At 71.0% G+C, this 18,513-nt stretch carries 21 protein-coding genes; 11 read left to right on the top strand and 10 right to left on the bottom strand.

Annotated elements, in window-relative coordinates:
- Positions 1 to 42 precede the first annotated feature (42 nt).
- Positions 43 to 1,170, top strand: coding sequence for a DUF2786 domain-containing protein (locus ACFPIH_RS44065; RefSeq protein ID WP_381184482.1), 1,128 nt, complete (start codon positions 43 to 45; stop codon positions 1,168 to 1,170).
- 18 nt (positions 1,171 to 1,188) lie between these two features.
- Here ACFPIH_RS44065 and ACFPIH_RS44060 read toward each other — a convergent pair whose 3' ends face one another.
- The 4 genes from ACFPIH_RS44060 to rpmB form a co-directional block, all read right to left on the bottom strand.
- Entirely contained in the window at positions 1,189 to 1,719 is a 531-nt protein-coding gene (locus ACFPIH_RS44060; protein ID WP_381184479.1) for a DUF4232 domain-containing protein, read from the bottom strand.
- A gap of 500 nt (positions 1,720 to 2,219) precedes the next feature.
- Positions 2,220 to 2,738: a hypothetical protein gene (locus ACFPIH_RS44055; protein WP_381184476.1), complete on the bottom strand. Its 519-nt coding sequence runs from the start codon at positions 2,736 to 2,738 to the stop codon at positions 2,220 to 2,222.
- Positions 2,739 to 2,855: 117 nt separating this feature from the next.
- A complete protein-coding gene (rpsN, locus tag ACFPIH_RS44050) occupies positions 2,856 to 3,161 on the bottom strand; it encodes a 30S ribosomal protein S14 (RefSeq protein ID WP_381184473.1) in 306 nt (101 codons plus the stop codon).
- On the bottom strand, positions 3,161 to 3,397 hold the full coding sequence (gene rpmB / locus ACFPIH_RS44045; protein ID WP_381184470.1) for a 50S ribosomal protein L28: 237 nt from the start codon (positions 3,395 to 3,397) through the stop codon (positions 3,161 to 3,163). The genes rpsN and rpmB overlap by 1 nt, the downstream gene beginning before the upstream one ends.
- Positions 3,398 to 3,469: 72 nt before the next feature.
- Here rpmB and rpmG point away from each other — a divergent pair, with 72 nt between their 5' ends.
- The 5 genes from rpmG to ACFPIH_RS44020 all read left to right on the top strand — a co-directional run bounded on the left by rpmG (position 3,470) and on the right by ACFPIH_RS44020 (position 6,100).
- Positions 3,470 to 3,634, top strand: coding sequence for a 50S ribosomal protein L33 (gene rpmG / locus ACFPIH_RS44040; RefSeq protein WP_007383717.1), 165 nt, complete (start codon positions 3,470 to 3,472; stop codon positions 3,632 to 3,634).
- 2 nt (positions 3,635 to 3,636) lie between these two features.
- Entirely contained in the window at positions 3,637 to 3,885 is a 249-nt protein-coding gene (locus tag ACFPIH_RS44035) for a type B 50S ribosomal protein L31 (protein WP_381184466.1), read from the top strand.
- Complete coding sequence (locus ACFPIH_RS44030) at positions 3,885 to 5,051, top strand: CobW family GTP-binding protein (RefSeq protein WP_381184462.1); 1,167 nt, start codon at positions 3,885 to 3,887, stop codon at positions 5,049 to 5,051. Before ACFPIH_RS44035 ends, ACFPIH_RS44030 begins: the two co-directional genes overlap by 1 nt.
- Before the next feature lie 5 nt (positions 5,052 to 5,056).
- The gene (gene rpsR, locus ACFPIH_RS44025) at positions 5,057 to 5,290 is read left to right on the top strand and encodes a 30S ribosomal protein S18 (protein ID WP_381184459.1); all 234 of its coding nucleotides are present in this window, start codon (positions 5,057 to 5,059) and stop codon (positions 5,288 to 5,290) included.
- A 591-nt stretch (positions 5,291 to 5,881) separates the two neighbouring features.
- Positions 5,882 to 6,100 (top strand): DUF397 domain-containing protein, encoded by a 219-nt coding sequence (locus ACFPIH_RS44020; RefSeq protein ID WP_381184541.1) that lies wholly within the window; start codon positions 5,882 to 5,884, stop codon positions 6,098 to 6,100.
- A gap of 105 nt (positions 6,101 to 6,205) precedes the next feature.
- Here ACFPIH_RS44020 and ACFPIH_RS44015 read toward each other — a convergent pair whose 3' ends face one another.
- A complete protein-coding gene (locus tag ACFPIH_RS44015; RefSeq protein WP_385878791.1) occupies positions 6,206 to 6,709 on the bottom strand; it encodes an ATP-binding protein in 504 nt (167 codons plus the stop codon).
- A 364-nt stretch (positions 6,710 to 7,073) separates the two neighbouring features.
- Here ACFPIH_RS44015 and ACFPIH_RS44010 point away from each other — a divergent pair, with 364 nt between their 5' ends.
- Both ACFPIH_RS44010 and ACFPIH_RS44005 read left to right on the top strand, forming a co-directional pair.
- Complete coding sequence (locus ACFPIH_RS44010) at positions 7,074 to 7,898, top strand: helix-turn-helix domain-containing protein (protein WP_381184538.1); 825 nt, start codon at positions 7,074 to 7,076, stop codon at positions 7,896 to 7,898.
- A 108-nt stretch (positions 7,899 to 8,006) separates the two neighbouring features.
- Positions 8,007 to 9,467, top strand: a complete 1,461-nt coding sequence (locus tag ACFPIH_RS44005; protein WP_381184453.1) for an aldehyde dehydrogenase family protein — start codon at positions 8,007 to 8,009, stop codon at positions 9,465 to 9,467.
- A 49-nt stretch (positions 9,468 to 9,516) separates the two neighbouring features.
- Here ACFPIH_RS44005 and ACFPIH_RS44000 read toward each other — a convergent pair whose 3' ends face one another.
- Positions 9,517 to 10,917, bottom strand: a complete 1,401-nt coding sequence (locus tag ACFPIH_RS44000; protein ID WP_381184450.1) for a glutamate decarboxylase — start codon at positions 10,915 to 10,917, stop codon at positions 9,517 to 9,519.
- A 29-nt stretch (positions 10,918 to 10,946) separates the two neighbouring features.
- On the bottom strand, positions 10,947 to 12,230 hold the full coding sequence (locus ACFPIH_RS43995; RefSeq protein WP_381184447.1) for an ion channel protein: 1,284 nt from the start codon (positions 12,228 to 12,230) through the stop codon (positions 10,947 to 10,949).
- Between the two features lie 160 nt (positions 12,231 to 12,390).
- Here ACFPIH_RS43995 and ACFPIH_RS43990 point away from each other — a divergent pair, with 160 nt between their 5' ends.
- Positions 12,391 to 13,152 (top strand): MerR family transcriptional regulator, encoded by a 762-nt coding sequence (locus ACFPIH_RS43990; RefSeq protein WP_381184444.1) that lies wholly within the window; start codon positions 12,391 to 12,393, stop codon positions 13,150 to 13,152.
- A 28-nt stretch (positions 13,153 to 13,180) separates the two neighbouring features.
- Here ACFPIH_RS43990 and ACFPIH_RS43985 read toward each other — a convergent pair whose 3' ends face one another.
- Complete coding sequence (locus ACFPIH_RS43985) at positions 13,181 to 13,546, bottom strand: YbjQ family protein (RefSeq protein WP_381184441.1); 366 nt, start codon at positions 13,544 to 13,546, stop codon at positions 13,181 to 13,183.
- Positions 13,547 to 13,684: 138 nt separating this feature from the next.
- Between ACFPIH_RS43985 and ACFPIH_RS43980 the strand changes: the two genes are divergently transcribed.
- On the top strand, positions 13,685 to 14,527 hold the full coding sequence (locus ACFPIH_RS43980; protein WP_381184438.1) for a DedA family protein: 843 nt from the start codon (positions 13,685 to 13,687) through the stop codon (positions 14,525 to 14,527).
- On the opposite strand, the gene ACFPIH_RS43975 is transcribed toward ACFPIH_RS43980, so the two are convergent.
- Positions 14,524 to 16,116: a threonine/serine exporter family protein gene (locus tag ACFPIH_RS43975; protein WP_381184435.1), complete on the bottom strand. Its 1,593-nt coding sequence runs from the start codon at positions 16,114 to 16,116 to the stop codon at positions 14,524 to 14,526. The genes ACFPIH_RS43980 and ACFPIH_RS43975 overlap by 4 nt on opposite strands.
- Before the next feature lie 102 nt (positions 16,117 to 16,218).
- Complete coding sequence (locus tag ACFPIH_RS43970) at positions 16,219 to 16,710, bottom strand: inorganic diphosphatase (protein WP_007452023.1); 492 nt, start codon at positions 16,708 to 16,710, stop codon at positions 16,219 to 16,221.
- A gap of 79 nt (positions 16,711 to 16,789) precedes the next feature.
- Between ACFPIH_RS43970 and dacB the strand changes: the two genes are divergently transcribed.
- Entirely contained in the window at positions 16,790 to 18,478 is a 1,689-nt protein-coding gene (gene dacB, locus ACFPIH_RS43965; protein WP_381184432.1) for a D-alanyl-D-alanine carboxypeptidase/D-alanyl-D-alanine endopeptidase, read from the top strand.
- The last annotated feature ends 35 nt before the right edge of the window (positions 18,479 to 18,513 follow it).

The following is an 18,513-nucleotide window of genomic DNA, read 5'->3' as shown; positions in this document are numbered from 1 at the left end:
CGTGTCGGCCATGCCCGCACGCGCGCGTGTCACGATCTACCGGTGAGCAGCACCCCCACCACGGTCGTCGACCGCGCCTTCCGGGCCGCCCTGTACGACACCGCCGAAACGGCCCTCGACACCGGCGCCTCCCTTCTCGCCGCCGACCCCGCCGCGGACGCCGAACTCGCGCGGCGCGGCACGGAGTTCCTGGCGGCCATCTGGCGGCGGCACTGGCAGCCCGCCGACGCCGTACGGATTGTGCGGCGCGAACTGGACGACGTACACGTACTCCTCGTCGCCGGACTGATCCGCGCGCAGGCGCGGGACGATACGCACGCGCCGCGCGGCCCCCGCTGGGCGGCCCAGCTGGCGGACCTGCCCGCCGGTGCCCCGCCCCGCGCCGACCGCTTCACGCACGCCACCGCGGTCCTGGAGCTCTACCGCCTGCTGCTGCGCCTGCCCGCCCTCGAACCCCTCCAGGAGCGGCAGCAGCGGACCGGCCGCCGCTCCGACTCCCGCATGCCGACCCGGATCCGCGCGCTGCTCGCCAAGGCGGAGGCGACCGGCTACCCCCAGGAGGCCGAGGCGCTCACCGCGAAGGCGCAGGAGCTGATGGCCCGGTACAGCGTCGACGAGGCGCTGCTCGACGCGCAGGCCCCGGACCCGGACGCGCCCGGAGCCTGCCGGATCGGCGTGGAACCGCCGTACGAGGAGGCGAAGGCGGTCCTCCTTGACGCGGTCGCCGGCGCGAACCACTGCCGCGCGGTGTGGAACGAGCCGTTCGCCTTCTCCACGGTCGTCGGCTTCGAGGCCGACCTGGCGGCCGTGGAACTGCTCTACACCTCGCTCCTGGTGCAGGCCCAGTCCGCGATGGCGAAGGCGGAAGCCGCGCAGCGGGCCGGCGGGCGCAGGCGGACCAAGACCTTCCGGCAGTCCTTCCTCGCCGCCTACGCGCACCGGATCGGCACCCGGCTCGGTGAGATCTCCGCCGCCGCCGGGACCGAGGCGGGCGGCGACCTGCTCCCGGTCCTCGCCACCCGCGAGGTCGCCGTCACCGAGACCATGGACCGGATGTTCCCGGACACGGTCACCACCCGGCTGCGCGGCGTCGGCGACGAGGCGGGCTGGACGGAGGGCGCCGAGGCCGCCGACCGTGCGCAGATGCGTTCCCGGCCCCGGCTGCCCTGAGGCGGGCCGGGCGGTCTCTCAGTCGCCCGCCTGCTGGAACGCGCTCACCGAGGCGTCCGGCGCGCTCTCGCCCTTCAGCGCGACATCGCCGTACGACCAGTTGAAGCTCTCGGCCTCGGTGGCTCCCGGCAGGCTGTACTTCACCGTCTTCACGGCGAGGCTCTCGGCGCCGCTCGCCCCGCGCGCGTAGGTGATCGTGAAGGACGTGGTGCCCTGCTCCGCGAGGGTCAGCTTCTGCGCCTCGGCGGCCTCGTCCTTCGGCACGGTCGCGGACGTGTCGCCGGCGTGGAGGTCGACGGTCGGGAAGCCGTCCAGGGTGCACTCGGCGCCCTTGTTGGTGATCGTGACGGTGACGGTGCCGGTGTCCCCGGCGGCCGGCGCGGCACTGGCGTCGACCTGCTGGGTCAGATCGCCGAGGGCGCAGGCGGCACCGGCGGCCTTGCTCTCCGTACCGCCCGATCCGCTGTCGTCGCTGTTGTCGCCGCCGGAACAGGCGGTGAGGAGGAGGGCCGCGGCGAGGGCGGTCACAGTGATCGGAACGGCGCGCATGAAGTGTCCCCTGAGGTGCTCGACGGTGCTCAAAGGATCATCACGCACGCGCGAACCACCCCCACGCGCGCCCCCACCCCTCACCCCACGCCCGCGCCCGCCTCCACACCCCACGCCCCGCCGACACACCCCACGCCGGTTCGTCCCGCCTCGTGCCCCCGCCGGCCGGCACGCCTGGAGTCCCCGCCCACGCCCCGCCGACACACCCCTCGCCAGCTCGTCTCACGTCGCGCCCACGCCAGCTCGTCCCACCTCGTGACCCGCCGGCCGGCACGCCTGGAGTCCCCGCCAGCTCGTCGCACCTCGCGCCCGAGCCCCGCCGACACGCCCCGCGCTCCCGTGCACGGGCACGCCCGGCGCCGCTGCAAGCCGGCACGCCTGGATTCCCGCCCGCTCGTCGCGCCCCGCCGACACGCTCCGCGCTCCTGCGCACGGGCGCCCCCGCGGGCCGGCACGCCACGCCCGCTCGTCGCACCCCGCGCGGCCCGGAGCTCCCGCCCCTATCCGAGCCCCGCCGTCGGCAGTCCCGACGGCAGTTGGCCGTCGGCTGCCTTGGTGTACGTCTCCTCGCCGGTCTCGCCCGTCCAGGTGACCTTCATGGAGTCGCCGGACACCGAGTCGACCATGCCGGTCGTGCGGTCCTTCGCGCCGCTCGTGCAGACGAGGTGGATCATCTTCATCCCCGCCTCCTCCCCGGCGGTCCCGCTGCACACGGTCCCGCCGGTCGCGAAGAGGGCGGCCTGCTTCCCGTTGACGATCAGCACGACGGCCTTGCCGTCCACCGTGGTCTGCCAGCTGCCCGCCAGCTCGCTGGACGCGGCGGCCGTCGATCCGGAGGACCCCCCGGTGGTCGCGGTGGCCGTCGCGGTCGGGCTCGCGGGGGCCGAGGAGGCCGCGTCGGACCCGCCGTTGTCGCTGCTGCACGCCGTGAGCGTGAGCGCGCCCGCCAGCGCGGCGGCTGCCGCCACGGCCCGCAGCGGCCGACGGGACGTACCGTGCGAGTGGATCGCCGAAGTCACTGCAAGCTCCAAGCTGTCACCGGACCGAAGGACTTCGGCAAGCTACCAGCCGGCACCCGGCAGAACCCTGGGGGCGGCCTGAGAGTACGGCCAGAACCACGGGCACGGGAACGGGGCCTACCAGGACGACTTGCGCACCCCCGGCAGGTACCCCGCGTGCGCCTGCCCCCGCAGGCTCACCCGGGACAGCCCGAACGCCCGGAAGTATCCGCGCGGCCGGCCGTCCACCTGGTCCCGGTTGCGCGCGCGCGTGGCGCTCGCGTCCCTCGGCTGCCGGCGCAGCTCCGCCTGCGCCGCGAGCCGTTCGGCCTCCGTCGAGGACGGCCGCCGGACGATCTCCTTCAACTCGGCGCGCCGCTCGGCGTACCGCGCGACGACCGCCTGCCGCTTCTCGTTCTTCGCGATCTTGCTCTTCTTCGCCATCAGACCCGCACCCCCCGCGCACGGATCCGCGCCACGGCCGCCTCGACGCCGATCGTGTCGACCGTCCTGATCCCCTTCGTGCTCAGCCGCAGCCGTACATGCCGGCCCTCGCCCGGCAGCCAGTAGCGCTTGGTCTGGATGTTCGGGTCGAAGCGGCGGGAGGTCCGCCGATGGGAGTGGGAGATGCGGTTGCCGAAACCGGGCCGGGCCCCGGTCAGCATGCAGTGCGCGGACATGGGTGACGTACCTCTCTCTGCCGATCGACGGCGCCTGTCGCTAATGGAAGTCATTTTCAGTAAGATAGCAGCATGGCACGCAACGAACTCCGCCCGGTCGTCAGACTCCGCTCCACGGCGGGGACCGGCTTCACCTACGTCACCCGCAAGAACCGCCGCAACGACCCGGACCGTATGACCCTGCGCAAGTACGACCCGGTCGCCGGCCGCCACGTCGACTTCCGAGAGGAGCGCTGACCATGCGCGAGGGAATCCACCCGGCCTACGGCCCGGTCGTCTTCCGGGACCGGGCCGCCGACTACGCCTTCCTCACCCGCTCGACGGCGACCAGCGCGAAGACGGTCGAGTGGGAGGACGGCAACACCTACCCGGTGGTCGACGTCGAGATCTCCGACGTCAGCCACCCCTTCTACACGGGCACCGCCCGCGTTCTGGACACCGCGGGCCGAGTCGAGCGCTTCGAGCGCCGGTACGGGAAGAAGGGCTGATGCTCTCCGTCGTGATCGTCGGCGGGCTGCACGCCGACGCCCGCCGGGCCACGGTCGCGCGCCTGCTGGCCGACGTCCCCGGGAGCGTCGTACTCCACCACGACCTGGCGACCGCCGCGGCCGGCACGGTCGTGCGCACCGTACGCGACGCCGACGGGATCCTCTCCGTCGGCGAGGCGCCCCTGGTCAACGACTGCGCCTGCTGCGCCCTGCGCGAGGACCTGGTCCCGGAGCTGCGACGGCTCGCCGAGGACGGCACCACCCGGCTCGCGGTCGTCGAGCTGTGGGACTCCGTCGAGCCCAAGGCCATGGCCGAGGTGGTGGTGTCCGGCGGCCTCACCGTCACCGGTGTCGTCACCGCCGTCGACCCGGCGCTGCTGCTGCCCTGCCTGGGCAACGGCGACGACCTCGCCGAACGCGGCCTCGCCGCGGCCGCCACCGACCGGCGGACCGTCGCCGACACCTTCGCGCGGCAGCTGGAGTACGCCCCTGTCCTGGCCGTCGTCGACTCCGAGGAGGCCGACGACGAGGACCGCGAGCTGCTCGCCCAGCTCCATCCGACCGCCCGCCAGGTCCCCGTCCGGGACGGCCGCTCCGAGCCGTCCTTCCAACCGTCCCCCGAGTTCTCCTCCGAGCTCGCGGCGGCCGTCCTCGCCGGTTTCGACGTCGAGGCCGCCGCCGCGGCCCAGCACCCGGCCTGCGCGCTGCTCCCCGCCGAGGCCGACGCGCACGGCGTGAGCACGTTCGTCTGGCATCGCCGCCGCCCCTTCCACCCGGAGCGGCTGTACGCGGCGCTGGAGGATCTGACCTGCGCCGCCGCCCGCAGCCGGGGCCGGTTCTGGCTCGCCGACAAGCCCGACACGCTGCTCCACTGGGACGCCGCCGGCGGCGCCCTGTGCGTGGAGTCGGCGGGCCCCTGGATGGCCGCCCTGCCGGACGCGGCCTGGGACCTGGTGCCGCCGGTGCGCCGCGCAGCCGCCGCGCTGGACTGGCATCCCGAGCACGGCGACTGCTGTCAGCACCTGGTCTTCACATCCCCCGGCCTCGACCGCGACGGACTGGAACTGCTCCTGGAGTCCTGTCTGCTCACCGACGCCGAGTACGCCGCCGGAACCGACGCCTGGCGGCGGCTGCCGCCCGCCTTCGACACCCTCCTGGAGGTCTGAACCCCGTGTCCCGCAAGCCCGACCGCGCACCCGCCAAGTCCCGGCCCAACCCCCTCGACCAGGCGGGCGTCCTGTACATCGACTACAAGGACACCGATCTGCTGCGGAAGTTCGTCTCCGACCGGGGCAAGATCCGCAGCCGCCGCGTCACCCGGGTCTCCGCCCAGCAGCAGCGCCTGCTCGCCCGCGCGATCAAGAACGCGCGCGAGATGGCCCTGCTTCCGTACGGCAGCCGCTGACGCCGCCGGAGCAGGTCGTCGTACGAGTCGATCCGGGTCCGTCGTCTATGCCGACTGGACGGTGACCGGCTCACTCACCATCTGAAAATCCGACCCAATCCTCCTCTTCGGGTCCACCCATGACTCGCCCTCGCGTACGACACTCGCCGTCGTGCACGGGGGCGAGTGTTCGTCGTTCCCGGGCATGAACGGTCCAGACCTGTTTCGCGCCGTCCGGACCCCGGGCGCGGAACCCACACGTCCGGAGGGCGTGCCCACCGCCCGGAACGGATGCCGGGAGTCCGCCGGAACGGCTGATTTCCGCCCCTTCGCTGCGTCGAGGATGGAACACGACGGTCGTGCCGTGCGTCTGTCCCTAGTGCATGAGTGGTTTCGAACTGGACCACTTCGGCCGGGTAAAGCGGGCGTCAACGCTGTAACCGCTCAGCCACCCCCCGTGCACGTGCATCTGCTCATGCAACTGCACATGAACAGGGTTATGATCCGGGACAGTTGACCATCACCGGCACCAATGGCCACTCGAGCCAGTGCACCACCTAGGAGCGACCTGTGGACCACCACGTTGACGGGAAGCACGACGTGTACAACGGCATGACGGCCACCGCGCTGTTCGGGGTTGCCTGGCAGAAGAGCCGGCACAGCAACTCGCAGGGGTCCTGCGTGGAGTTCGCTCGGCTGCCGGGCGGCGACGTCGCCGTGCGCAACTCGCGGTTTCCCGACGGCCCGGCACTCGTCTACACCCGTGCCGAGATCGAGGCGATGCTGCTCGGCATCAAGGATGGCGAGTTCGACCACCTGATCACCAGCTGAGGCGCCGCGCATCCCCCGAGAAGTTCGGGTAAAAGGTCCTACAAAAGGGCGTATTGGCGGTCACAACGCGCGTAGAACCGCGGCACCAGGAAGTGCCGCGGTTCCTTATTCCGCGGGCGTACGCAGCCGGAACAGGGCCCAGACGACCTTGCCGCCGAGGGTGCCCGAGAGCGGGTGCCAGCCCCAGCCGTCGGCGAACGAGTCCACCAGGAACAGACCGCGGCCCGACTCCGCCGAGAAGTCCTCGTCCTCCCGGGGCAGCGGGCTGTCGCGGCTGGGGTCGCGCACGGCGCACACCAGTCGCTCCGTCCAGCGCATCAGATGCAGCCGCACGGGCGGATGCTGTTCGGGTACACGCGGGGCGGTGTCGCAGGAGAGTCCGTGCCGCAGGGCGTTGGTCACCAGTTCCGAGACGACCAGACAGGCGTCGTCGAAGCGGTCGCCCACATCCCACTGGTCGAGAGTTCTTCGGGTGAACTGCCGGGCCTCGCGCACCGCTTCGAGACGGGCGGGCAGAGCGCAGGACGCGGCATTGGACACGGCCGCGGGATCAAGCGGCGGAAGGCCCTGCCGTAACGGCTCGAGCATGGTCGATCCATTCGTCCCCATGCGAGGCACTCCCGAAATTCGCGGTCGTTGCGATGCAGCGGTGGCGCGAGACCATGGTTTCGGATGCGCACGACGGATGCAAGGGCAGATGCACGTGCACGTGACCGAAATGGACCTTCCCGTACCGCTTCTTGGCCATTTTTTCCGCCATCTTCTCGTCGGTCGAGGGCTGTTCTTTGCCTACTCCTCTCTCTTCCCTCTCTCTTCCCTCGCATCGCCCGGTGCGTATCCTTTGGCTTCTTTCCATCTCTGTAATCGGACGAGTACTGCTCGAAGTGTTTTAGTGGCAGACTGCGGGCCCTGAGGACGGCTGGGGAGGCTGGCGAAGGTGAGCGCGGGAGAGCCCGGATCGGTGGTGCGGCGGATGCTGCTCGGCTCGCAACTACGGCGGCTGCGTGAGGCACGCGGTATCACGCGGGAAGCGGCGGGCTACCACATCCGGGCGTCGGAGTCGAAGATCAGCAGGATGGAACTGGGCCGGGTGAGCTTCAAGACCAGGGACGTGGAGGACCTGCTGACGTTGTACGGCATCACGGACGAGGCGGAGCGCCGGGCGCTGGTCGGCCTCGCCCGCGAGGCCAACGTGGCCGGCTGGTGGCACAGTTACTCCGACGTACTGCCCAACTGGTTCCCCACCTACGTCGGCCTGGAGGGCGCGGCCTCACTGATCCGCGCCTACGAGGTGCAGTTCGTGCACGGTCTGCTGCAGACCGAGGCGTACGCCCACGCCGTCGTCAGCCGGGGCATGAAGGGCGCCTCCGCCGCCGACATCGACCGCCGGGTGGCCCTGCGCCTGGAGCGGCAGAAGTACCTCGTCGCCGAGAACGCCCCCGACTTCCACATCGTCCTCGACGAGGCCGCCCTGCGCCGCCCCTACGGCGACCGCGAGGTGATGCGCGGGCAGCTCCAGCATCTGATCGAGATCTCCGAGCGCTCCAACGTACGGCTTCAGGTCATGCCGTTCGGCTTCGGCGGCCACTCCGGCGAGTCCGGGGCCTTCACCATCCTCGGCTTCCCGGAGTCCGACCTGAAGGAAGTCGTCTATCTGGAGCAGCTCACCAGCGCCCTCTACCTGGACAAAGCCGAGGACGTCGCCCAGTACGAGCAGGCACTGAAGGAACTCCAGCAGGACAGCCCCGGCCCCGACGCGAGCCGGGACCTGCTGCGCGGACTCATCCAGCTGTCCTAGGGATTCCCCTAGAAGGCCGGGGGCCGCCTTCAACTCCCCTGAAACACACGTACGATGACGTGTGATCAGATCGTGATGTCGATCGCAGCAGGGGATTGAGGGATCACAATGTCGTCCTACTTCACGGACCTGGCCCAGCAGTACATCGACGGTAAGTGGCGTCCAGGGACGGGGTCCTGGGACATCATCGACTTCAACCCCTATGACGGCGAGAAGCTCGCGGCGATCACCATAGCCACCGTCGACGAGGTCGACGAGGCCTATCGCGCCGCCGCCCGCGCGCAGAAGGAGTGGGCCGCGACCAACGCCTACGCCCGCCGCTCGGTGTTCGAGAAGGTGCTGCGGCTGGTCGAGGAGCGCGAGGCCGAGATCAGCGAGGTGCTCGTCGCCGAGGCCGGCGGAACCTTCGGCAAGGCCGCCTTCGAACTCCACCTGGCCAAGGAGTTCCTGCGCGAGTCGATCCATCTCTCGCTGCGCCCCGAGGGCCGCATCATCCCCTCGCCGATCGACGGCAAGGAGAACCGCGTCTACCGCGAGCCGGTCGGCGTGGTCGGTGTGATCAGCCCCTTCAACGTGCCCTTCCTGCTGTCGCTGAAGTCGGTCGCCCCCGCGCTGGCCCTCGGCAACGCCGTGGTGCTCAAGCCGCACCAGAACACCCCGATCGCCGGCGGCACCATCCTCGCCAAGCTCTTCGAGGACGCGGGTCTGCCCCCGGGTCTGCTGAACGTCGTCGTGACCGACATCGCCGAGATCGGTGACGCCTTCCTGGAGAACCCGATCCCGCGGGTGATCTCCTTCACCGGCTCCGACAAGGTCGGCCGGCACGTCGCCACCGTCTCCGCCTCGCACTTCAAGCGGTCCATCATCGAACTCGGCGGCAACAGCGCGTTCGTCGTCCTCGACGACGCGGACGTCGACTACGCGGTCGACGCGGCCGTCTTCAGCCGCTACGTGCACCAGGGCCAGGTCTGCATGGCCGCCAACCGCATCCTGGTCGACCGGTCCGTCGCCGACGAGTTCACAGAGAAGTTCGTCGCCAAGGTGAGGACCCTCAAGGCCGGCGACCCGCGCGACCCGGGGACCCTCATCGGCCCGGTGATCAACTCCCAGCAGGCGGAGGCGGTTTCGGGCGCCGTCGAGCAGGCGATCACGGAGGGCGCGACCGCGCTGCTGCACGGTACGACCACCGGCAACCTGGTCGAGCCGTCCGTCCTCGCCGGGCTGCCCCTCGACTCCGCCCTGCTCCAGCAGGAGGTCTTCGGGCCGGTCGCCTTCATCAACACCTTCGACGGTGAGGACGAGGCCCTCCGCATCGCCAACGACACGCCGTACGGCCTGAGTGGCGCCGTCCACACCGGCGACATAGAGCGGGGCGTCGCCTTCGCCAAGCAGGTCGTCACCGGCATGATCCACGTCAACGACGCGACCGTGCACGACGAGCCGATCGTCCCCTTCGGCGGCGAGAAGAACTCCGGCGTCGGCCGCCTCAACGGCGAGTCGACCCTGGAGGCCTTCACCACCACCAAGTGGATCTCGGTCCAGCACGGCCGCAGCCGCTTCCCGTTCTGACCCGCGCCTGATGCCAGGGGGACCAGTCCCCCTGGCATGCGGACAGGTCCTAGTGGTGGAAGCCCGTCGCCGCCGCCTTGTCGCGGATCACCGGGCCCGACTGCCGGCGCAGTTCCGGCAGGAGCCGGGTGAGGTCCTCCACGAACAGGTCCGCGAGGTCCTCCGAGAAGCCGTTGCGGCACACCACCCGGATGACGGACAGGTCCTCGCGGTTCGGCGGGAAGGTGTACGCCGGCACCAGCCAGCCGCTCTCCCGCAGCCGCCGGGAGACGTCGAAGACGTCGTACGACGTCACCTCCGGCGTCGTCGTGAAGGCGAACACCGGAAGCTCGTCGCCGCGGGTGAGGAGCCGGAAGTCGCCGAGCGCCTCCACCCGGTCGGCGATGCCCCGCGCCACGTCCCGAGTGGACTGCTGCACCGCGCGGTAGCCCTCCCGGCCCAGCCGCAGCAGCGTGTAGTACTGGGCCACCACCTGCGCGCCGGGCCGGGAGAAGTTCAGCGCGAAGGTCGGCATGTCGCCGCCCAGGTAGTTCACCCGGAACACCAGCTCCTCCGGCAGCGCCTCCTTGTCGCGCCACAACGCCCAGCCCACGCCCGGGTAGACCAGCCCGTACTTGTGCCCGGAGGTGTTGATCGACGCCACGCGCGGGAGGCGGAAGTCCCACACCAGGTCCTCGTCGAGGAAGGGGGCGAACATGCCGCCGGACGCGCCGTCCACATGCACCGGGACATCGAGGCCGGTGCGCTCCTGGAGGGCGTCAAGGGCGGCGCACAGCTCGGCGATGGGCTCGTAGGAGCCGTCGAAGGTGGAGCCGAGGATGCCGACGACCCCGATGGTGTTCTCGTCGCACAGGTCGGCCGCGGCCTGCGGGTCGAGGTGGTAGCGGTCGCCCTCCATGGGAATCAGGCGGGCCTCCACCTCCCAGAAGTTGCAGAACTTCTCCCAGCACACCTGGACGTTGACACCCATCACCAGGTTCGGCCGCGCCCCCGGGGTCTGGTTCCGCTTGCTCCAGCGGCGCTTGAGGGCCATCCCGGCCAGCATGCAGGCCTCGCTGGACCCGGTCGTCGAACAGCCCACGGCGGCCGACGGATCCGGCGCGTTCCACAGGTCGGCGAGCATCGCCACACAGCGCCGCTCCAGCTCGGCCGTGCGCGGGTACTCGTCCTTGTCGATCATGTTCTTGTCGCGGCACTCGGCCATCAGCACCGCGGCCTGCGGCTCCATCCACGTCGTCACGAACGTGGCCAGGTTGAGCCGGGAGTTGCCGTCCAGCATCAGCTCGTCGTGCACCAGCTGGTACGCCGTCGACGGCGGCATCGGGGCGTCCGGCAGCCGGTGCTTGGGCGGGGCGTCGGTCATGCCGGCGACCGGATTGGCCTCGCCGTAGAAGGGGTTCACGGACAGCGGGCGCTCGTCGGATTTCGCGGGACCTTTGTGCAACGCCATGGCGGGCCTCCTGGAGAGATGAACGGATGTCAGCGGACCTGAGTTCCGTCCGCGTGCAACTGCATCTGCGGACGCCCCGTCACCAGCAGCCAGGCCGGCAGCGAGGCGATGCACAGCAGGGCGATGATCGAGGGCGAGGCGACCAGGGCGGCGGCGGTGAACAGGCTCAGCCAGCCCTGCCGGGTGACCGCCAGCAGCACCCCCAGAACGCCCGTCGCCACGCCGACCGCGGGGTGTACCCCCGGCACCAGCGCGTGGGCGGTGAGCCCGAGGGCACTGCCGACGAAGACGGCAGGGAAGATCCGCCCGCCCCGGAACCCGCAGGACGCGGCGACCACCAGCGCGGCCAGTTTCACCACCGTCATCGTGGCGAACTCTGCGGCCGTCCAGCCGTCGGGATCGGCCGCGATCTCCCCGACCTCGTCCAGGCCCTTGAAGAGCGTCAGATGGCCGCCCAGGGCCGCCAGGAGCCCCAGTACGACTCCACCGACGGGCAGGGCCAGCATCGGGTGCCGCAGCCGCCGGAACACGGCGTGCGCGTACGGGAAGACGTACACGCCGGCCATGCCGAGCAGCGCGGCCACCGACGCGATCACGAGGGCCGCCAGCAGATCGCCCCAGTCGGGCTGCCCGAGCGCGGGCAGATCCAGGTCGAACACCGGTTCGTCGACGAGGTAGGTGGTCATCGCTCCGGCCGCGGCGGCCACCAGCGGCGCGAACACGTTGTCCCAGAGCGCGCCCTTCGTCTCCCGTTTGGCCAGCGCCTCCGACAGCAGCAGCGCCGCCGCGACCGGCGTCCCGAACAGCGCCCCGATCGTCGCCGCCTCTGCCAGCGCCACCCATACCTGCCCCGGCGCCCGGGGTGCGATCTTGTGTCCCAGCCACCACGCGAGCGCCACGTTCACGGTGATGATCGGGTTCTCCGGGCCCAGGCTCGGCCCGCCCGCGAGCATCAGCCCGGTCGCCAGTACCAGGCCGGGCAGCACGGCGAGCGGCAGCACGGGCGCGTCCAGGCCGATGGTGGCCGGATCCGGCCCGGCGTGCCCCGGCACCTTCCACACCACCAGCCCCACCAGGATCCCGGTCGAGGTGAGCATCACCAGCATCCACAGCACCGAGTACCGGCCCACCCCCAGCGCGTCCGGCAGATCGCCCCACAGCACGTCCTCGAGCTGCTCGGCCGCCCAGCTCACCAGCAGGAGCAGCAGGCTCGCCATCACGCCGACGACCAGGGCGGGCAGGATCGACGGCAGCAGAGTGCGCGCCGGGGTCGCCGGAACGGGGGGCGGCTGCCGTGCGGTGTCCTGGGCCACGCGATCACCATAAGCGGGCGAATCGGACGCCACATCCGGAGATCGGTACGGGGCGGGTGCGGGGCCGGTGCGGGGCCGGCAACTGGGTCCGGTGCGGGCTTGCACCTCACGCGGCGTGAGGACCCACCGTGGAGCACGACACCGGAAGGGAGCGGAGAACGTGAGCTACTCCGTAGGACAGGTCGCCGGATTCGCCGGCGTGACGGTGCGCACCCTGCACCACTACGACGAGATCGGCCTGCTCAGGCCGGGCGGTCGCAGCCACGCGGGCCACCGCCGCTACGACGACGCCGACCTCGACCGGCTCCAGCAGATCCTGTTCTACCGCGAACTCGGCTTCCCGCTCGACGAGGTCGCCGCCCTGCTCGACGATCCCGCGGCGGACCCGCGCGCGCACCTGCGCCGCCAGCACGAACTGCTGACCGCCCGGATCGAGAAGCTGCAGAAGATGGCCGCGGCCGTGGAACACGCCATGGAGGCACGCAAGATGGGCATCAACCTCACACCCGAGGAGAGGTTCGAGGTCTTCGGCGACAAGGACCCCGAGCAGTACGCCGAGGAGGCGGAAGCGCGCTGGGGCGGCACGGAGGCGTACGCCGAGTCGCAGCGCCGCGCCGCCCGCTACACCAAGGACGACTGGAAGCGCATGCAGGCCGAGGTCGACGCCTGGAGCGAGCGCTACACCACCCTGATGGCCGCAGGCGAGCCGCCGGCCGGCGCGGCGGCCATGGACCTCGCCGAGGAACACCGGCGGCACATCGCCGCCTGGTTCTACGACTGCCCCTACGACGTGCACCGCGGCCTGGGGGAGATGTACCTCTCCGACGAACGCTTCAAGGCGTTCTACGACTCCATGCGCCCGGGCCTCGCCGAACACCTCAGGGAGGCGATCACGGCGAACGCGGCCCGGCACGACTCCTAGTACTCCAGTCGGTACTCCAGTCGCAGTCTCACTCCTGGGTCACGACCACCGCCGTGCCGTACGCGCACACCTCCGTGCCCACGTCCGCCGCCTCCGTCACGTCGAACCGGAACGCCAGTACGGCGTTGGCGCCACGCGCGTGTGCCTGCTCGACGAGCCGTTCCATGGCCTGGTTGCGGGTCTGCACGAGGGTCTTCGTCAACCCCCTGAGCTCACCGCCGATCATCGACTTCAGGCCCGCGCCGATCTGGCTGCCCAGATGCCGCGAGCGCACGGTCAGTCCGAAGACCTCGCCGATGACCTGCTGCACCCGGTATCCGGGAATGTCGTTGGTGGTGACGACCAATACGTCCGGCTGGGGGCCCTGGCCGCCGCCGTAGTCCTCGATGCCCATGTCCACAGCTTTGACCGAGGAGGCGCACAGTGCATCCTGAGGGGAGCCCTGGGAACCTGGTCCTGTGGCGCCGCGTTGATAACTTGGGGCGGTCTTTTCGCCGCACCGACCGCCTTCCACCCTCAGGAGCCCCGAACCGTGACGACTCTTGCCCTCGGACCGAGCTGGCTGGACCCCAACCATCTGCTCGACACGTTCGGCATCTGGGGACTGCTGCTCATCGTCTTCGCGGAGTCCGGCCTGCTCATCGGCTTCTTCCTGCCCGGTGACTCCCTGCTGTTCACCGCGGGCCTGCTGATCACCTCGGACCAGCTGGACTTCCCGCTGTGGGGCGCGGTGGCCCTGATCTGCGTCGCGGCGATCCTGGGCGACCAGGCGGGTTACATGTTCGGCAAGAAGGTGGGCCCGTCCCTCTTCAACCGCCCGGACTCCCGCCTCTTCAAGCAGGAGAACGTCACCAAGGCGCACGAGTTCTTCGAGAAGTACGGCCCGAAGTCCCTGGTCCTGGCCCGCTTCGTGCCCATCGTGCGCACGTTCACGCCGATCATCGCCGGCGTCAGCGGCATGAAGTACCGCTCCTTCCTGATCTTCAACGTCATCGGCGGCGTCCTCTGGGGAGCGGGTGTCACCCTGCTCGGCTCCTGGCTCGGCAACATCGACTTCGTGGAGAAGAACATCGAGGCGATCCTCATCCTGATCGTCTTCGTCTCGGTGATCCCGATCATCATCGAGTTCCTCAGGGCCCGCTCCCAGGCCAAGAAGAACCCCCCGCGGCAGCAGCCCCCGGCGATGAGGGAGCAGCAGTACCCGGCCATGGACGACGCGACGACCCAGCTGCGCCGCGTCGACGGGCCGCCGCCGCAGGACGAGTACTACGGCCAGCAGCAGCCGCAGCACCAGGCCTACGGCAACGGCAACTACGGCGGCCAGCAGCAGTACCCGCAGCAGCACAACCCGTACAACCAGAACCAGGGTTACTAGAAGCCGCGGGTCCGCTTCGCGGCCCGCCGTTTCTCCAACGACCCGATCCGCAGGAACATCCGGGACACCTCCGATCCCAGGTTGACCCCGATGGCGATGGCCATCGCCAACGCCGCGGCCTTGGTCAAGGACACCAACCCCGCGTCGAGCTCGTTCTGCGCGATGGCCAGCAGCCCGAAGTACGTGGCCGACCCCGGCAACAGGGGCCCGATCGCCGCGGTGGTGTACGGCAGCGCCGACGCGAACCGGTACCGCGCCAGCAACTGCCCGAACAGGCCCACCACCCCCGCCGCGACGGCCGTGGAGGCCACCGGCGAGATCTCGCCGGCGTAGTGCATCGCGCCGTACACCGACCAGGCCACGCCCCCGTTGAGGCTGACGGCCAGCACGGTGGATCGTTCCTGCTGGAGCAGTACCGCGAAGGTCAGTGACAGCAGTATCGACGCCGCGATCTGCCACACGGGCCGCTTGGTGACCCCCAGGGCCGCGTCGGGGTTGAGATGGGCGCCGAGCTGGACACCGACGTAGAGCATCACCAGGACGCCCACGACGATGCCCACGAAGAAGTACAGGACCTCCAGGAGCCGCGCGGCGGCGGTGATGTAGAACCCGGTCAGTCCGTCCTGCGCGCCCGCCACCAGCGCCCGCCCGGGCAGCAGCGCGAACAGCCCACCGGTGATGACCGCGGACGCCTTCACGTCGACGTGCCCCAGCGTCAGGGCGACGCCCAGCGCGGCGGGCGGCATCGCGGCGACCAGGAACTGGTAGAACTCCGGCAGCCCGCGCCCCGCGCACAGCCAGGCCAGCCGGTCGCCCAGCATCGCGCCGAGCGCGGCGGTGACGAACACCACCAGGTCGCCGCCGACCAGCACCGAGGCCGCGCCCGCGAGCAGCCCGCTGGCCGCTGTCAGCACCCAGGTCGGGTAGGGGTGCCGGTTGCGGCGGATCTCCGCGAGCCGCCGGTAGGCCTCCTCCAGGGTGAAGTGGGTCTCCGGGTCGCTCAGGTCGTCCACGAGCCGGAAGACGGCCGCCAGACGCGTGTAGTCGGTGCCCCGGCGCCGTACCGTCCGGGACGCCGTCACCGGATCCTCCACCAGGGAGGGCTGGTACGAGATCGACAGCAGGGTGAAGGTGACGTTCGGCTCGCAGCGGTCGAGGCCGTACGACCGGCAGACCGCGAACATCGCGGCCTCCACGTCCTCCGCGCCCTCGCCGCCCGCCAGCAGCAGTTCGCCGATGCGCAGCGTCAGGTCGAGCACGCGCGGGACGGCCGGACCGCCCTCCTCCGCCTTGGGGACCGGTTCGGGCGCCGGCCGCTCGGCCACCGGCATGCGCAGCATCGTGCGCATCCGGTCCTGCCAGGGCAGATCCTTGATCAGGCTGACCACCGGTATGCCCTCGGCCGGGGTGAACGCGACCGGGGCGGCGCGGGCGCTGTACGTGCTCGGCGGAGTGAACGCCGACCCCTCCGGCTCCCCGACGGGCGCCACCTCCACGCCGCGCGGGACGGCGAACTCGGAGGTTATCTCGGGGTCGTAGGCCCCCCTCGCCTCGTCCGACTGCGGCTTGCGGTCCTCCGCCTCCGTCACTGAGCAAGCTCCCTGAACGACACCTTTCGTGGCCCTCAGTATGCGCACAGACGCGCGAAAGGGCCGCACGCGTACGCGTGCGGCCCTTTCGCTGCGGGAGCCTCAGTGGCCGCCCTGGTCCTTGAAGCGCTTGTACGACCGCTCGATCTCGGCCTCGGCGTCGGTACGGCCCACCCAGTCGGCGCCCTCGACGGACTTGCCGGGCTCCAGGTCCTTGTAGACCTCGAAGAAGTGCTGGATCTCCAGGCGGTCGAACTCCGACACGTGGTGGATGTCCCGCAGGTGCTCCACGCGCGGGTCGGTCGACGGGACGCACAGCAGCTTGTCGTCGCCGCCGGCCTCGTCCGTCATCCGGAACATGCCGATCGCGCGGCAGCGGATCAGGCAGCCCGGGAAGGTCGGCTCGTCCAGGATGACCAGCGCGTCCAGCGGGTCGCCGTCCTCGCCGAGGGTGTTCTCGACGAAGCCGTAGTCGGTCGGGTACGCGGTCGAGGTGAAGAGTCGACGGTCCAGGCGGATCCGACCGGTCTCGTGGTCCACCTCGTACTTGTTGCGCGAACCCTTCGGGATCTCGATCGTGACGTCGAACTCCACCGGACGCTCCTCCATGATCAGCACATAGTTCTGGTGGTTAAGTGTCCCTCACGCAGGTGTGTGATCGCGAAAGGGGCTGGTGGTCGTGCCAGAACTGAGGCCTTGGCGGGCCGCGAGACCGCATGTGGCGCGGATCGCGGACACCGTACGACCACGTCTGGCAAGGGTCGCAGGGATCGTACGGCCTTCCCTCGCGCGCGTGGCGACGGCCGCCGGGCCGCATCTCGTACGACTGACGCGGGCGGCGCGACCGCGGCTCGCGCTGGTCACGAAGGCCGGAGCGAACGCCAGGTCCTGGCAGTACACCGCGGGTGCGGCGACCGCCGGGCTGGCGCTGGCCGCCGGCGTGGTCACCGCCGCCGGCCCCTGGGACTCCACCGGTCAGCGTACGGCCGAGCGGGACCGGGCCACCGCCCTGGAACGCACGGGTGGCGTAGATCACGGCCGTAAGGGCGATTCGCCCCAAAAGGCCGGTAGATCTGATACGTCCGACCCGTCCGGCACGGCGGCCGGAGCACCCCGCCCGGCGCCCAGCGCGCCCTCCGTCCTCACCGGCCTCGGCGGTGCCGCCGGCGCCGTGCAGGCCGCTCCGGACACCGTCCCGAGCGCCACGGCCCTCAAGACCGTCCTGGACCGTCTGCTGGCCGACCCGGCGCTCGGCCGCCGCCACACCGCCGCCGTCGTCGACGTGGCCACCGGCAAGCGGCTCTACGGCGCCGGAGCGGACCAGGCGCTCACCCCCGCCTCCACCACGAAGATCGCCACCGCGGTCGCCGCGCTCTCCGCGATGGGTGCCGACCACCGTCTCACCACCCGGGCCGCCCTCGAACCCGACACCAGGGAAGTCGTCCTCGTCGGCGGCGGCGACCCCACCCTCACCGCCCGCGCGGCCGCCGGTGACCGGGCGAGCCTGCGCACCCTCGCCACCACGACCGCCAAGGCCCTCAAGAAGCGCGGCCTCACGAGCGTGACCCTCTCGTACGACACCACCCTCTTCGCCGGCTCCGAAATTCACCCCATCGGGGTAAACCCCAACCTCGCCGCCGTCACCGCCCTGACCGCCGACGAGGCCCGTACCGACGGCTCGACGAGCGGCCCGGTGGCCCGGGTGACCGACCCGGCGGCCGACGCCACCCGGAAGTTCGCGGAGTTCCTGAAGGCCGAAGGGATCGGGACCACCGCCCCCGGCCCCTCGAAGGCCACCACGCGCGCGACGACGCTCGCCACGGTCACCTCGCCCCCGCTCTCGGCCCTCGTCGAACGCATGCTCACCAACAGCGACAACGACATCGCCGAGGCCCTCGCCCGGCAGACCGCCCTCGCCACCGGCGTCCGCGCCGACTTCGCGGGCGGCGGCAAGGCCGTCCAGGCGCAGCTGAAGAAGCTCGGCCTGCCCGTGGCCGGCACCGCCTTCAAGGACGGCAGCGGCCTCGACCGCGGGGACCGCCTCACCGCGGACCTTCTCACCGCGCTGCTGGTCGAGGCCGGCGACCCCGCCCACCCCGAACTGCGATCCGTCCTCACCGGCCTCCCCGTCGCAGGCTTCACCGGCACCCTCAGCACCCGCTACGCCGACGGCGCCGCCGGTGTCGTACGCGCCAAGACCGGGACCCTGACCGGCGTGAACACCCTCGCCGGGACGGTCGTCGACCAGGACGGCCGCCTGCTGGCCTTCGCGCTCCTGGCCGCCGACACCACGGACCCGACGGCGGCCCAGACGGCACTGGACAGAACGGCGACGACCCTGGCGGGTTGCGGCTGCCGATAGCACCACGCCCCGCTTCGGTCCTGGGGGTGACCCTG

The sequence above is a fragment of the Streptomyces vulcanius genome, from assembly GCF_042653945.1.
Lineage (GTDB): Bacteria > Actinomycetota > Actinomycetes > Streptomycetales > Streptomycetaceae > Streptomyces > Streptomyces mangrovi.
This window is presented reverse-complemented; position numbering and strand designations above follow the sequence as displayed.

Excerpts from the sequence above, each read along its gene's own strand:
- ACFPIH_RS44060 (WP_381184479.1), bottom strand. The coding sequence starts at position 1,719 with ATGCGCGCCGTTCCGATCACTGTGACCGCCCTCGCCGCGGCCCTCCTC.
- rpsN (WP_381184473.1), bottom strand. The coding sequence starts at position 3,161 with ATGGCGAAGAAGAGCAAGATCGCGAAGAACGAGAAGCGGCAGGCGGTC.
- rpmB (WP_381184470.1), bottom strand. The coding sequence starts at position 3,397 with ATGTCCGCGCACTGCATGCTGACCGGGGCCCGGCCCGGTTTCGGCAAC.
- rpmG (WP_007383717.1), top strand. The coding sequence starts at position 3,470 with ATGGCACGCAACGAACTCCGCCCGGTCGTCAGACTCCGCTCCACGGCG.
- ACFPIH_RS44035 (WP_381184466.1), top strand. The coding sequence starts at position 3,637 with ATGCGCGAGGGAATCCACCCGGCCTACGGCCCGGTCGTCTTCCGGGAC.
- ACFPIH_RS44030 (WP_381184462.1), top strand. The coding sequence starts at position 3,885 with ATGCTCTCCGTCGTGATCGTCGGCGGGCTGCACGCCGACGCCCGCCGG.
- ACFPIH_RS44020 (WP_381184541.1), top strand. The coding sequence starts at position 5,882 with ATGACGGCCACCGCGCTGTTCGGGGTTGCCTGGCAGAAGAGCCGGCAC.
- ACFPIH_RS44015 (WP_385878791.1), bottom strand. The coding sequence starts at position 6,709 with ATGGGGACGAATGGATCGACCATGCTCGAGCCGTTACGGCAGGGCCTT.
- ACFPIH_RS44010 (WP_381184538.1), top strand. The coding sequence starts at position 7,074 with ATGCTGCTCGGCTCGCAACTACGGCGGCTGCGTGAGGCACGCGGTATC.
- ACFPIH_RS44005 (WP_381184453.1), top strand. The coding sequence starts at position 8,007 with ATGTCGTCCTACTTCACGGACCTGGCCCAGCAGTACATCGACGGTAAG.
- ACFPIH_RS44000 (WP_381184450.1), bottom strand. The coding sequence starts at position 10,917 with ATGGCGTTGCACAAAGGTCCCGCGAAATCCGACGAGCGCCCGCTGTCC.
- ACFPIH_RS43985 (WP_381184441.1), bottom strand. The coding sequence starts at position 13,546 with ATGGGCATCGAGGACTACGGCGGCGGCCAGGGCCCCCAGCCGGACGTA.